Source organism: Curtobacterium sp. RIT-PI-V, assembly GCF_025642935.1.
Lineage (GTDB): Bacteria > Actinomycetota > Actinomycetes > Actinomycetales > Microbacteriaceae > Curtobacterium.
The window spans coordinates 26,476-39,475 of sequence record NZ_JANZKM010000019.1 but is presented as its reverse complement, the minus strand read 5'-3'; the positions used below and the strand labels follow the sequence as shown (position 1 = coordinate 39,475).

The window sequence follows — 13,000 nt, the reverse complement described above, 5'->3', positions numbered from 1 at the left end:
TTCCCCCTCGGTGGTCTCTGGCACCGATCATACGAACCCCCTCCGACGCTCATGCCGCTGCCGGCATGCGGTGCCACCCTGACCTGCGTAGCCTGCTGTCATGGGCACGATCCGGACCGGCACCGACCTCGCTGCGGTCGAGGACGTCGTGGTCGGCATCTCCGCCCACGGTGAGCGGTACCTCGATCGGCTCTTCACCGTGCGGGAGCGCACCGACGCGGGCGACGACCCGGAGCGTCTGGCCGCACGGTTCGCCGGCAAGGAAGCGGTGGTGAAGCTCCTCCGCCCCGCTCCGCACCAGGCGATCCCGCTGCGCGACGTGGCGATCGTCCTCGACGAGCACGGGGCGCCGACGGTCGAGCTGACCGGGGCCGCCGCAGCGCTGGCCGAGTCGGTCGGGTGCGGCCCGATCGCGGTGTCGCTCGCGCACGAGCGCGGTCTGGCCGTGGCCACGGCGGTCGCGCTCTCCGAACGCTGACGGTCCGGCAGGGCGGCCGCACCCCCGACCCGGAACGACGAACTCGATGTCGTACGACGTCGAGTTCGTCGTTCCGGGTCGGCCCAGCCCGCGCCAGCCGTGCGGTTTCGCGCACCCGCACGGCGGTTTCCCGAGGGCCGGTCTTCCTTATCGTTGCCCTCATGGACCAGGAACCGAAGCACTCCGGCGCGACCGCGCCGACGTCGACGACCACCGCGACCCTCGCCGACCCGGCGATCGAGCAGGCCGTCCGCCGCGCCCTCGCCGACCACGGGCGCCTGACCGTGGACGCGCAGGACGTCGCGTTGATCGCCGACCTGTACGCGCTCGGGCTGTCGTCGCACGCCACGGTGAACGTCATGCTCGCGGTCGAGTCCGAGCTCGACGTCGAGTTCCCCGACTCGGTCCTGAACCGGTCCACCTTCGCCACCGTCGAGTCGATCGTGGCCGCCGCGGAGCTCGCCTCGTGACCCTGACCCTCCCCGCGACGTCCGTCGTCGACCGGTTCGCCGAGCGTGCTGCCGCCGTCGCCGCGGTCGCCGCGCAGTTCGCGGACGAGGTCGACCGCGACGCCCGTCCGCCGCGCGAGGCCATCGCGGCGATGCGCGAGTACGGGCTGCTCGCCGCTGCCGTCCCCGCCGAGCACGGTGGCGAGGGCGCCTCGGTGTCCGAGCTCTCCGCGATCGCCACCGAGCTCGGGCGTGCCTGTGCCGCCACCGGGATGGTCTTCGCGATGCACCAGGGCCAGGTGATGGCCCTCTGGCGGCACGGCGGCGACGGTGCCGGCGTGCTCGAGACCATCGCTGCGGTCCGCGACGGCGCACTCGTCGCCTCCGCGACCACGGAGCGGGGTGTCGGCGGCGACGCCCGCCGTTCCACCTGCTCCATCGAGGCCACCGACGACGGCCGGATCCGCCTGCGCAAGGACGCGCCGGTGATCTCGTACGCGACCGAGGCCGACGCGGTCTTCGTCACCGCCCGCCGCGACCCGGATGCCCCGGCCTCCGACCAGCGGCTGCTCATCTGCCGGACCGACTCGATGGTGCTGTCGCAGACCTCCACCTGGGACACCATGGGGCTGCGAGGGACCTGCAGCAACGGCTGGATCCTCGACACCGAGACCACCGTCGACCGGGTGTTCCGCGACGACTACGCCGCGATCTCGGCGCAGACGGTCCTGCCGGTGTCGCACGTGCTCTGGGCCTCGGTGTGGCTCGGCATCGCCGCCTCGGCGAGCGAGCGCGCCCGGACGGCCGTCCGCAAGCAGGCCCGCGCCGCGATCGGGACGACCCCGCCCGGAGCGCTCCGGCTCGCCGAGCTCCTGGTCGACCTGCAGGGCCTCGCCGACTCCGTCCGGCACGCCGCCGAGCGGTTCGACGCCGCGGCCGACGACCCCGAGGTGCTCGCCTCGAGCGCCTCCGCCCTCGCCGCGAACGCCCTGAAGATCGGGGCGTCCGAGCGCGTCACCGACATCGTCACGAAGGCGATGCGGATCGTCGGGATCGCGGGCTACGCGGCCTCGGGTCCGATGAGCATCGCCCGACACCTCCGAGACGCCCACGGTGCCGCCGTCATGGTGAGCAACGACCGTCTCCTCAAGAACGACGCCGACCTGGCCCTCATGACGGGAGTGATCCTGTGACCATCACGGACCCCACCAGCACCACCACCGCGCCGGACCTCGACGCTGCCCGCGCCGCACTCCGTGCCCGCCTGCTCGCCGACCGTGTGCTCATCGACCTCGGCTCCCCCGGGCTGTACGGCCGCACCGGCGTGTTCGAGCGCGTGTACACGGCCGTCGACGCCGCAGCCGTGCGCAGCCAGCAGGACCTCGACGCCGAGGTGCTGCGGTTCCCGCCGGTCGAGCCGCTCGCCGCGTTCGAGCGCACCGACTACATCGCGTCGTTCCCGGACCTCGCCGCGTCGATCTCCGGGTTCACCGGCGACGACCGCACGCACCGGGCACTGCTCGCCGCCCGCGAGCGCGGTGAGCGCTGGGAGGGCTTCCTCGAGCCCGCCGACCTCATGCTCACCCCCGCGGTCTGCCACCCGGTGTACGGCCTGGTCGGCGACACGATCCCGCAGGAGGGCCGCTTCTTCGACATCGTCGGTGACTCCTTCCGCCGCGAACCGTCGCTCGACCCGATGCGCCTGCAGGCCTTCCACATGCACGAGTTCGTGCACATCGGCACGCCGGCCTCGGCCCAGCAGCACCGCGACGGCCGGATCCCGGTGATGCGCGAACTGCTCGAGTCGTTCGGGCTCGAGATCGACGTCGTCCCCGCCAACGACCCGTTCTTCGGTCGTGTCGGGCAGATGCTCGCCCGCAACCAGGTCGAGCAGGCACTCAAGTTCGAGTTCGTCACGCCCGTCTACGGCGACGACCACCCGACCACGGCGATCAGCTCGGCGAACCTGCACGAGGACCACTTCGGCACCTCGTTCGGCCTCCGCACCGCCGACGGCGAGGTCGCCCACAGCGCCTGCATCGCCTTCGGCCTGGAGCGCATCACCATCGCCCTGTTCGCCGCACACGGCACGGACGTCGACGCCTGGCCGGCGTCGGTCCGCGCGGCACTCGCGCTGTGACGACGCTGCACGGATGGTCCGGCTCGCCGGCTGTCCGCGCCGCCGTGCAGCTGCCGCCCGCGGCGCGGGCAGGCGTCGTCATCTGCCCGCCACTGGGACAGGAAGGAGTGATCGCCTACCGCACGCTCCGCCTCCTCGCAGACCGCCTGGAGGCCCGTGGCATCGCCTCGGTGCGCTACGACGCGTCCGGACGTGGTGACGGCGCACCCGACACCGACCCCGACGCGCAGGTCCGGTCCGCACGCCACGCGGCCGCCGTGCTCCGCACGTCGGGAGTGCAGCACGTGGCGTTCGTCGGGCTCGCCTCCGCGGCCCTCGTCGCCGCGGCCGCCGCCGAGGACACCGACGCCCTGCTCGTCTGGGATGCCCCGGCGTCCGGTCGGGGCTGGCTCCGTCGGCAACGTGCCCTCGCGACGATCACCATCGGCAGCGAGCGGATCGTCGACGGCGTCGAGAGCCTGATCGGCATCGAGGTCGAGCCCGACGAGGCCGCGGTGCTCTCCGCGCTCGCCTTCGCGCCGCGCACCGGTCCGACGGTGGCGCTGGTGCGACCGGAGACCCGCGCACCGAAGGCCCTCGGACCCGTCGAGACCGTCGAGGTGCCCGGCAGCGCCGAGTTGCTCGACGGCACCAGCATCCACGCCCGGATCCCCGGAGCCGCGGTCGACCGAGCCGTCGCCTGGCTCGATGCCTGGGCGCCGACCGCTGCGGCGCAGCTGGTGCCGCCCGTGCTCGACGAGGTCCTGGACGTCGACGGCCGCGTGTCGGAGCGCATCGTCCACCTCGGCCCCGACGCGTTGTTCGCCGTCGAGACCGTGTCGTCCGCCCAGCACCACGACGCCCCGCTCGTCGTCCTGCACAACGGCGCCGCCGAACACCGGGTCGGTGCCACCGACTACCAGGTCGACCTCGCCCGTGCGCTCGCGCGGGACGGCGCCCGCGTCGTCCGGGTCGACCGCCGTGCCACCGGCGAGAGCACCAGCGTGCGCGAGGACGAACGCAGCTTCCTCTTCGCCCAGGAGTGGGTCGAGGACCAGTCCGCCGTCGTCGCCGACCTCGGCACCCCCTCGGACCGCCTGGTGCTCGTCGGCATGTGCGCCGGCGCGTGGCTCGCCGGTCGGTCGGCGGACGAGGCTCCGCGCCTGGTCGTCGAGATCAGCCCGAACGACTACCGCCGGCAGCCGGCGGCACCGGGCAGCTACGAGGACGCCGTCCGCGCGGTCGACGCTCCCTCGGCAGGTCGGCTGTGGGTCCGTCGGCGGTACAACGCCGTCGTGCCGAAGGGCCTGCGCGAGTGGATCGCTCGGCGGGACCGGGTCGGCGGCGTCGTCGAGCACGTCCGACCGCTCGTGGAGCACGGCACCGACGTCGTCGTGATCGCCGCCCCGGAGGACGCCGCGCTGTTCGACCGGCTCGGCGGGCAGAAGGCGTTGCGCCGCTACGGCGGTGTCGGTCGGCGCGGTTCGGTGTCGATCGTGCGGGTCGAGGACGGCGACCACTCGCTGTTCTCCCCCGTGATGCGTCGCGCCGTGCGAGCCGAGGTGCGTTCCCGCGTCGCTGCGACGTTCCCCGTCCCCGCCTGACCTTTCCGTCCCGCTCCGGTGCGTGTGCATCGAGCGACGTTCCACGAGCGGATCGACTCGTGGTCTGTCGCAGTGTGCGCACGCATCAGGTGCGTGTGCATGTTCCGACGATCCACCAGTCGATCGACGCGTGCTTCGTCGGAACATGCGGGCGCAACGACAGCGCGCAGGGATCAGGCGAGTCCGAGCTCGCGCGCCACGGCGTCCGGGTGCTCGACGTGCGCGAAGTGCCCGCAGTCGTCGAGCAGCAGCGTGCGGACCTGCGGCACGAGCTCCCGCAGGGCCTCGAGGTCCGAGACGCGCGCGAACACGTCGTCGCGCCCGGCGATCGCGGTCACCGGGCACGTGATCCCCCGCCAGCGGCCGAGGTCGTAGCCCGCAGCGGTCCGCGCCGCGTCGGTGAACCGGGTCGGCCGGAGTTCCTGGACGAAGGCGTCGAGCACGCTGCGGTCGAGCTGCCGGACGTGCGTGAACACCGGCGCGGCGAGCAGCGGCAGCACCCCGACGCGGGACAGCGCCCGGAGCATCGGGCGCCCGGCCTCGCCGGTGATCGACAGGCCAGCACGCAGCAGGGTGAACGCCGGCAGCGTCCGGAGCCCTCGGAAGGGGTGCCGTGCGGCGTCCGCGGTCGCGACGGTCGTTCCGGACACCAGGGCCACCGACCGCACGAGCCGTGGCGCGACGACCGCCAGGTGCATCCCGACGAAGGCACCCATCGAGTGCCCGACGACGTCCACCGCGGTGATGTCGAGCCCGTCGAGCACCGCGGTCAGCGCGACCGCGACGTCGTCGAGGTCGAACGGGTGCTCCGGAGCCGGGGACGAACCCCAGCCCGGCAGGTCGACGAGCACCAGGCCACGGCCACCGACGCCGTGCGCCGCGGTCAGCAGCGGGGCCCAGGTCGACCACGAGCCCGCGACGCCGTGCAGCAGCAGGAGCGGGTCGGGACCCGCGCGGTGGTGCACCACGACGGGACCGGCGGGCGTCAGGACCTCGGTACGCCGGAGGTGCCACGTGGCGGGCGTGGGCGACACCGGGTAGGGGGCGTAGGCATCGGACGTGACCACACGGTCTCGTGCGTCCGTGTCGATGGCGTGCACCGGGCCTCCTGTCCGCTGTCGACGCGGATGCGTCGCAGGAGGGATTCGGAACGCTAGCCGACCGGGACGGGTGCGGTGCAGGCGGCGAGGCGGTCGAGCGCTGCCTTGTACTCGGCGACGTCGCGCTGCAGGCCCGGCTCCGTGATGATCGACGCCTTGATGCGGCCCTGCACGTCGATGACGAAGGTCGCGCGGGTGGCGAAGCCCTTGTGCTCGAGGAAGACGCCGTACTCCTTCGAGACGGCGCCGTGCGGCCAGAAGTCGGCGAGGAGCTCGAAGTCGTAGCCGTTGAGCTCGGCGAAGGAGCGGAGCGTCGCCTTGGAGTCGACCGAGATGCCGATCAGCTCGACGCGCTGGTCCTGGAACATCGCGACGTTGTCCTGCAGGGCGCAGAGCTCGTTCGTGCAGTTCGACGAGAACGCGAGCGGGAAGAAGACGAGTGCGACCGGGCGGTTGCCGCGGAAGTCGCTGAGTCGGACGTGCTCACCGAACTGGTTCGGGAGCTCGAAGTCCGGCGCGAGAGAGCCGATCTCGAGAGCCATCGGGACGTGTGCTTCTTCCTCGGGTGTGGGGTGTACCCGTCGGGTCCGTGCGCACGCGGGTCGCGTGTGCACGATCGGCCATGCTACGCCGACCGCACCCGAATGCAAGCACCCGCCACGTGCACCGCACCATCAGCATCACCGTCGGTGCTGGGGCCTAGAGTGGACGGGGCCCCATCCGGTCGTGACCCGACCACCGGAGCCACCATGTCCACCACCACGAGAACGAACGAGGTCAAGGGTGACGGTGAACGACCAGGACCCGTACAGCACCGGGGCGAACGACCAGGACCCGCAGGAGACCGCCGAATGGCGTGAGTCCCTCGACGGATTGGTCCAGACCCACGGACACCAGCGCGGTCGCGAGATCATGCTGAGCCTGCTCAAGCGGTCCAAGGAACTGCACCTCGGTGTGCCGATGGTCCCGACGACGGACTACGTGAACACCATCGCGCCGGAGAACGAACCCGAGTTCCCAGGCGACGAGGAACTGGAGCGCCGGTACCGCCGGTGGATCCGCTGGAACGCGGCCATCACGGTGCACCGCGCACAGCGTCCGGGCATCAGCGTCGGCGGCCACATCTCGACCTACGCGTCGAGCGCCGCGCTGTACGAGGTCGGCTACAACCACTTCTTCCGCGCGCAGGACCACGCGTCCGGCGGCGACCAGGTGTTCTTCCAGGGCCACGCCTCCCCCGGCATGTACGCCCGCGCCTACATGGAAGGGCGTCTCGGCGAGGACCAGCTCGACGGGTTCCGTCAGGAGAAGTCCCACGCCGGCGGCGGCCTGTCGTCGTACCCGCACCCGCGCCTCATGCCGCACTTCTGGCAGTTCCCGACCGTGTCGATGGGCATCGGCCCGATCAACGCGATCTACCAGGCGCAGCAGGCGAAGTACCTCACCAACCGCGGCATCAAGGACGCCTCCGACCAGCAGGTCTGGGCGTTCCTCGGCGACGGCGAGATGGACGAGGTCGAGTCGCGCGGACAGCTCCAGGTCGCCGCGAACGACGGCCTCGACAACCTGAACTTCGTGATCAACTGCAACCTGCAGCGGCTCGACGGTCCGGTGCGCGGCAACGGCAAGATCATCCAGGAGCTCGAGGCGTTCTTCCGCGGTGCGGGCTGGAACGTCATCAAGGTCGTCTGGGGGCGTGAGTGGGACGACCTGCTCGCCCGCGACACCGAGGGCGCGCTGCTCAACCTGATGAACCAGACGCCGGACGGCGACTACCAGACGTACAAGGCCGAGAACGGCGCGTACGTCCGCGAGAACTTCTTCGGACGCGACCCGAAGGCGCTCGAGCTCATCGAGGGCTACAGCGACGACCAGGTCTGGAACCTCAAGCGCGGTGGCCACGACTACCGCAAGGTCTACGCCGCGTTCAAGGCCGCGACCGAGCACAAGGGCCAGCCGACGGTCATCCTGGCGAAGACGGTCAAGGGCTACGGCCTCGGCCCGAGCTTCGAGGGCCGCAACGCGACCCACCAGATGAAGAAGCTCACGCTCGACAACCTCAAGCAGTTCCGCGACGAGATGCGCATCCCGGTCACCGACGCGCAGCTGGAAGAGAACCCCTACACGCCGCCGTACTACCACCCCGGCAACGACGACGAGGCGATCCAGTACATGCACGAGCGTCGTCAGGCGCTCGGCGGCTACGTGCCGGAGCGTCGCACGAAGTACACCTCGATCACCCTGCCCGAGGACTCGAAGTACCAGGTCGTGAAGAAGGGCTCCGGCAAGCAGGAGATCGCCACCACCATGGCGTTCGCCCGACTGCTGAAGGACCTGCTCCGCTCCCCGGACTTCGGCGACCGCGTCGTCCCGATCATCCCGGACGAGGCGCGCACGTTCGGCATGGACGCCTACTTCCCGTCGGCGAAGATCTACAACCCGAACGGCCAGCACTACACGTCGGTCGACCGCGAGCTCCTGCTGGCCTACAAGGAGAGCCCGCAGGGCCAGATCATCCACGTCGGCATCAACGAGGCGGGCGCCCTGGCGGCGTTCACCGCGGTGGGCACCTCGTACTCGACGCAGGGCGAGCCGCTCATCCCGGTCTACGTCTTCTACTCGATGTTCGGGTTCCAGCGCACGGGTGACGCGATCTGGGCGGCGGGCGACCAGATGACCCGTGGCTTCATGATCGGCGCCACCGCCGGTCGCACCACCCTGACGGGTGAGGGCCTGCAGCACGCCGACGGGCACTCGCTGCTCCTCGCGACGACGAACCCGGCCGTGGTGTCGTACGACCCCGCGTACGGGTACGAGATCGGGCACATCGTGCAGGCCGGCCTCGACCGGATGTACGGCACGAACGAGGACGGCTCGCCGAAGCACAGCGACCCGAACGTCATGTACTACCTGACGGTCTACAACGAGCCGATCGTCCAGCCGGCCGAGCCCGAGGGCGTCGACGTCGACGGGATCGTCAAGGGCATGTACCTGCTCAAGGCGAGCGAGCACGACGGCCCGAAGGCCCAGCTGCTCGCGTCCGGTGTGGCCGTGCCGTGGATCCTCGAGGCGCAGCAGCTCCTCGCCGAGGACTGGGGCGTCTCGGCCGACGTCTGGAGCGTCACGAGCTGGGGTGAGCTGTACCGCGACGGTCTCGACGCGGAGCAGCACGCGTTCCTCAACCCGAACGAGTCGCCGCGCACGCCGTACGTCACCGAGCGCCTGCTCGCCACCGAGGGGCCGGTCGTCGCCGTCAGCGACTTCATGCACCAGGTGCAGGAGCAGATCCGCCCGTTCGTGCCGACCGACTACGCCACGCTCGGCGCCGACGGCTTCGGCTTCTCGGACACCCGTCCGGCCGCTCGCCGCTTCTTCCACATCGACGGCCCCTCGGTCGTCGTGCGGACGCTGCAGCAGCTCGCCCGCCAGGGCAAGGTCGACGGCGCACTCGTCCAGCAGGCGATCGACAAGTACCGCCTGCACGACGTGACCGCCGGCACCACGGGCAGCGCGGGCGGCGAGAGCTGATCAGCAGGTGACGCCAGTCCAGCCGGACACCGAGGGCCTGTCGAAGGCCCAGAGCCAGGAGAGCGCGCGCGAGCGGGCGCTCTCCTGGCTCCGTCAGGTGTCCGGAGAACTCTCCACCGCCACGATCAAGCGGCTCGAGGACACCCTCCCCTGGTACAGCGAGATGCCGCCGGGGCGCCGCTCCGCCGTGGGCCTCGTCGCCCAGGCGGGCATCACCTCGTTCATCAGCTGGCTCGAGGGCACCGCGTCGACGCCGTGGATCGCCGCGGCCGACGTCTTCGGGTCGGCTCCGCGTGAGCTGCTGCGCTCGGTGAGCCTGCAGCAGACCCTGCAGCTCATCCGCGTGGTCGTCACGGTGGTCGAGGAACGCGCCGCCGACGACGAGATGCTGCAGGAAGCGATCCTGAAGTACTCGCGGGACATCGCCTTCGCGGCGGCGGACGTCTACGCCCGGGCGGCCGAGGCCCGCGGGCTGTGGGACGCCCGACTCGAAGCGCTCGTGGTCGACTCGATCCTGTCGGGCGAGTACGACGACGAGCTGCCGTCCCGCATCGCGGCCCTCGGGTGGCACGGGCACGGTGAGGTCGCGGTGCTCGTCGGCACGGCGCCGAAGCAGCTCGAGGTCGACCAGGTCCGCCGCACCGCCCGCCACATGGACGCCGACGTGCTCGTCGGGGTGCAGGGCTCGCGGCTCGTCGTGGTGATCGGCCGCTCCACCCCGCGGGACGACGTGCCCGAGGGCGAGGACCCGGTCTCGTTCACGGCCATCGCGCAGGCGCTCGAGCCGCTGTTCGGCGAGGGCCACCTGGTGCTCGGCAACGAGGTCCCCGGAGTCGTCGACGCCTCGACCAGCGCGAAGGCAGCCCTCGCCGGGTTCGCCGTCGCACGGGCATGGCGCGGGGTCCCCCGTCCGGCGCTGGCCGACGACCTGCTGCCCGAACGCGCGCTGGCCGGCGACCCGCTCGCCCGGTCCGCCCTGGTACAGCGCATCTACGTGCCGCTCAAGGACCAGTCCACCGAGCTCCTGCAGACCCTGTGGTGCTACCTGGACACCGGGCGGTCGCTCGAGGCCACGGCGCGCGAGCTCTTCGTGCACCCGAACACCGTCCGCTACCGCCTGCGCCGCGTCGCGGACATCATCGGGTGGGACGCCACGCACGCTCGGGACGCCCTGATCGTGCAGTCGGCCCTGATCCTCGGCGCGATGTCCGAATCGGCCACGGGTCGTCGCCGGATCACCCCACGCCGGTAGGGAACCGACAATGTCACGCGGGGTTTCGTGTGGGAAGCCCACACGGGCCCCGCGGTGCATGAGCGACAGGATTGTCCGGTGATCGTCGTCGTCGCGCCCGGACAGGGCTCCCAGACCCCCGGCTTCCTCGCCCCCTGGCTCGAGGACGCCGCCGTTCGTGAACGTGTCGGGCAGTGGTCCGAGTCGATCGGGGTGGACCTCGCCGCACACGGCACCACGTCGGACGCCGACACCATCAAGGACACCGCACTCGCGCAGCCCCTCATCGTCGCCGCCGGTCTCGTGACCGCCGACGCACTGCTGGCCGACGGCCGCCGTGCGCTCGTCGGTGGGGTCGCCGGGCACTCGGTCGGCGAGTTCACCGCCGCCGCGGTCGCCGGGGTCCTCGAGCCGACCGACGCCGTGTCGCTCGTCGCCGAGCGCGGCCGGGCCATGGCGGACGCCGCTGCCCTCGAAGCGACCTCGATGGCCGCTGTGCTCGGTGGCGACGCCGACGCGGTCGCCGCAGCACTGCAGTCCCACGGGCTCGTCCCCGCGAACCACAACGGTGGCGGCCAGACCGTCGTCGCCGGTACGGCCGCCGGCATCGCCGCGCTCGTCGCCGACCCGCCCGCCAAGGCCCGCGTGATCCCGCTCGCGGTCGCCGGTGCGTTCCACACCCACTTCATGGCCCCCGCCGTCGAGCGCGTCGCCCCGGTCGCCGCAGCCGCCACGGTGCACGACCCGACCCTGCCGATCTGGACCAACGCGGACGGTTCACGGGTCGAGGACGGTCGCCGTTTCGTCGACCTGATGGTCCAGCAGATCGCGAGCCCCGTGCACTGGGACGCCGTGATGGAGTCGTTCGCGGCCGCCCGCGTCACCGGCATCATCGAGCTCGCGCCGGCCGGCGCCCTGGTCGGGCTCGCCAAGCGCGGCCTGCGCGGCACGCCGTCCGTCGCCATCAAGACCCCCGAGGACCTGCCCGCAGCGATCGACCTGCTGCAGCGCGCGGACCAGGAAGCAGACGCCACCGCATGACCGAACGTCCCGCACTCTCCCAGCGCCGCGGCCACGAGTTCACCCGCATCCTGGCCTTCGGCGCCGCCCGCGGCGAGAACGTGGTGCCGAACGACGACCTGGTCGGCCCGATCGACTCGTCCGACGAGTGGATCCGCCAGCGCACCGGGATCATCACGCGCAAGCGTGCCGGCAAGGACGTCGAGGCCGTCGACCTCGCCGAGACCGCCGCGCGCGAGGCGATCGAGAAGGCCGGCCTGTCCCCCGACCAGATCGGTGTCGTGCTGGTCAGCACCGTGACGCACACCGTCGCGACCCCGTCGATGGCGTCGCTGCTCGCCGAGCGGATCGGCGCGACGCCCGCCGCCGCGTACGACATCAGTGCCGCCTGTGCCGGGTACGCGTACGGCATCGCCCAGGCCGACTCGTTCATCAAGTCCGGCCTCGCCGACCACGTCCTGGTCGTCGGTGCCGAGAAGCTCAGCGACGTCGTCGACCCGACCGACCGCTCGATCTCGTTCCTGCTCGGTGACGGTGCCGGCGCGGCCGTCGTCGGCCCGAGCGACTTCCCCGGCATCGCTCCGACCATCTGGGGCTCGGACGGCTCGAAGTGGGACGCCATCGGCATGACGGCGACCTACAACGAGTGGGAGGCCGGCGCGCCCCGCCCGACCATGCGCCAGGCGGGCCAGACGGTCTTCCGCTGGGCCGTGTGGGAGATGGTGAAGGTCGCCCGCGAAGCGCTCGAGACCGCCGGTGTCCGACCGGAGGACCTCGCGGCGTTCGTGCCGCACCAGGCGAACATCCGCATCATCGACGAGTTCGCGAAGCAGCTCGGCCTGCCCGAGTCGGTCACGATCGCCCGTGACATCACCACCACCGGCAACACCTCGGCCGCGAGCATCCCGCTCGCCACCCACCGTCTGCTCGAGGAACACCCCGAGCTGTCCGGCGGGCTCGCCCTGCAGATCGGCTTCGGTGCCGGGCTCGTGTTCGGTGCCCAGGTCGTCGTGTTGCCCTGAGCCCACCCGGCGATCGCGAGCCCAGCCACCCGGCGAACCCGAACCCACCCGGCCGCGCATCCCGCGCGACCAGCGACCACCCCGACGAGTCTCCGGGCGCGAGCACGCTGCGTGCCCTAGGCTGGTCCACGGTCAAACGACACCCCCCTCAAGGAGAAACTCATGGCCCTGTCCAACGAAGAAGTCCTCGCCGGCCTGGCCGAGCTGATCAACGACGAGACCGGTATCGCCACCGACACCGTCGCCGCCGACAAGTCCTTCACGGACGACCTCGACATCGACTCCATCTCGATGATGACCATCGTGGTCAACGCCGAAGAGAAGTTCGACGTGAAGATCCCGGACGAAGAGGTCAAGAACCTCAAGACCGTGGGCAACGCGGTCGACTACATCGTCAAGGCCCAGGCCTGACACGAGCTTCCTGAGCGCCGCGGCCAGCGGTCACCGTC

General features: G+C 71.5%; 12 protein-coding genes. 10 read left to right on the top strand and 2 right to left on the bottom strand.

Annotated features, from left to right (window positions below; genetic code table 11):
- Positions 1 to 100 precede the first annotated feature (100 nt).
- From OGL88_RS12420 to OGL88_RS12400, 5 genes are all read left to right on the top strand, one after another.
- A complete protein-coding gene (locus OGL88_RS12420; RefSeq protein ID WP_263091570.1) occupies positions 101 to 478 on the top strand; it encodes a holo-ACP synthase in 378 nt (125 codons plus the stop codon).
- A 161-nt stretch (positions 479 to 639) separates the two neighbouring features.
- On the top strand, positions 640 to 948 hold the full coding sequence (locus OGL88_RS12415; protein ID WP_263091569.1) for an acyl carrier protein: 309 nt from the start codon (positions 640 to 642) through the stop codon (positions 946 to 948).
- Entirely contained in the window at positions 945 to 2,120 is a 1,176-nt protein-coding gene (locus tag OGL88_RS12410; protein ID WP_263091568.1) for an acyl-CoA dehydrogenase family protein, read from the top strand. Before OGL88_RS12415 ends, OGL88_RS12410 begins: the two co-directional genes overlap by 4 nt.
- The gene (locus OGL88_RS12405) at positions 2,117 to 3,067 is read left to right on the top strand and encodes an amino acid--[acyl-carrier-protein] ligase (protein ID WP_263091567.1); all 951 of its coding nucleotides are present in this window, start codon (positions 2,117 to 2,119) and stop codon (positions 3,065 to 3,067) included. The genes OGL88_RS12410 and OGL88_RS12405 overlap by 4 nt, the downstream gene beginning before the upstream one ends.
- Positions 3,064 to 4,650: an alpha/beta hydrolase gene (locus tag OGL88_RS12400; protein ID WP_263091566.1), complete on the top strand. Its 1,587-nt coding sequence runs from the start codon at positions 3,064 to 3,066 to the stop codon at positions 4,648 to 4,650. The genes OGL88_RS12405 and OGL88_RS12400 overlap by 4 nt, the downstream gene beginning before the upstream one ends.
- Positions 4,651 to 4,823: 173 nt before the next feature.
- Here OGL88_RS12400 and OGL88_RS12395 read toward each other — a convergent pair whose 3' ends face one another.
- Complete coding sequence (locus OGL88_RS12395; protein WP_263091565.1) at positions 4,824 to 5,750, bottom strand: alpha/beta fold hydrolase; 927 nt, start codon at positions 5,748 to 5,750, stop codon at positions 4,824 to 4,826.
- 53 nt (positions 5,751 to 5,803) lie between these two features.
- Entirely contained in the window at positions 5,804 to 6,292 is a 489-nt protein-coding gene (locus OGL88_RS12390; RefSeq protein WP_111085695.1) for a peroxiredoxin, read from the bottom strand.
- Between the two features lie 241 nt (positions 6,293 to 6,533).
- Between OGL88_RS12390 and aceE the strand changes: the two genes are divergently transcribed.
- The 5 genes from aceE to OGL88_RS12365 all read left to right on the top strand — a co-directional run bounded on the left by aceE (position 6,534) and on the right by OGL88_RS12365 (position 12,962).
- Positions 6,534 to 9,278 (top strand): pyruvate dehydrogenase (acetyl-transferring), homodimeric type, encoded by a 2,745-nt coding sequence (aceE, locus tag OGL88_RS12385; protein ID WP_263091564.1) that lies wholly within the window; start codon positions 6,534 to 6,536, stop codon positions 9,276 to 9,278.
- Between the two features lie 37 nt (positions 9,279 to 9,315).
- Positions 9,316 to 10,530 (top strand): PucR family transcriptional regulator, encoded by a 1,215-nt coding sequence (locus tag OGL88_RS12380; protein ID WP_111085717.1) that lies wholly within the window; start codon positions 9,316 to 9,318, stop codon positions 10,528 to 10,530.
- Between the two features lie 78 nt (positions 10,531 to 10,608).
- Positions 10,609 to 11,550, top strand: a complete 942-nt coding sequence (locus OGL88_RS12375) for an ACP S-malonyltransferase (RefSeq protein WP_263091563.1) — start codon at positions 10,609 to 10,611, stop codon at positions 11,548 to 11,550.
- On the top strand, positions 11,547 to 12,551 hold the full coding sequence (locus tag OGL88_RS12370; RefSeq protein WP_111085698.1) for a beta-ketoacyl-ACP synthase III: 1,005 nt from the start codon (positions 11,547 to 11,549) through the stop codon (positions 12,549 to 12,551). The genes OGL88_RS12375 and OGL88_RS12370 overlap by 4 nt, the downstream gene beginning before the upstream one ends.
- 162 nt (positions 12,552 to 12,713) lie before the next feature.
- Positions 12,714 to 12,962, top strand: coding sequence for an acyl carrier protein (locus OGL88_RS12365; RefSeq protein ID WP_017886710.1), 249 nt, complete (start codon positions 12,714 to 12,716; stop codon positions 12,960 to 12,962).
- The last annotated feature ends 38 nt before the right edge of the window (positions 12,963 to 13,000 follow it).

Coding starts and splice junctions, on each gene's coding strand:
- OGL88_RS12415 (WP_263091569.1), top strand. CDS start 640: ATGGACCAGGAACCGAAGCACTCCGGCGCGACCGCGCCGACGTCGACG.
- OGL88_RS12365 (WP_017886710.1), top strand. CDS start 12,714: ATGGCCCTGTCCAACGAAGAAGTCCTCGCCGGCCTGGCCGAGCTGATC.
- OGL88_RS12370 (WP_111085698.1), top strand. CDS start 11,547: ATGACCGAACGTCCCGCACTCTCCCAGCGCCGCGGCCACGAGTTCACC.
- OGL88_RS12390 (WP_111085695.1), bottom strand. CDS start 6,292: ATGGCTCTCGAGATCGGCTCTCTCGCGCCGGACTTCGAGCTCCCGAAC.
- OGL88_RS12420 (WP_263091570.1), top strand. CDS start 101: ATGGGCACGATCCGGACCGGCACCGACCTCGCTGCGGTCGAGGACGTC.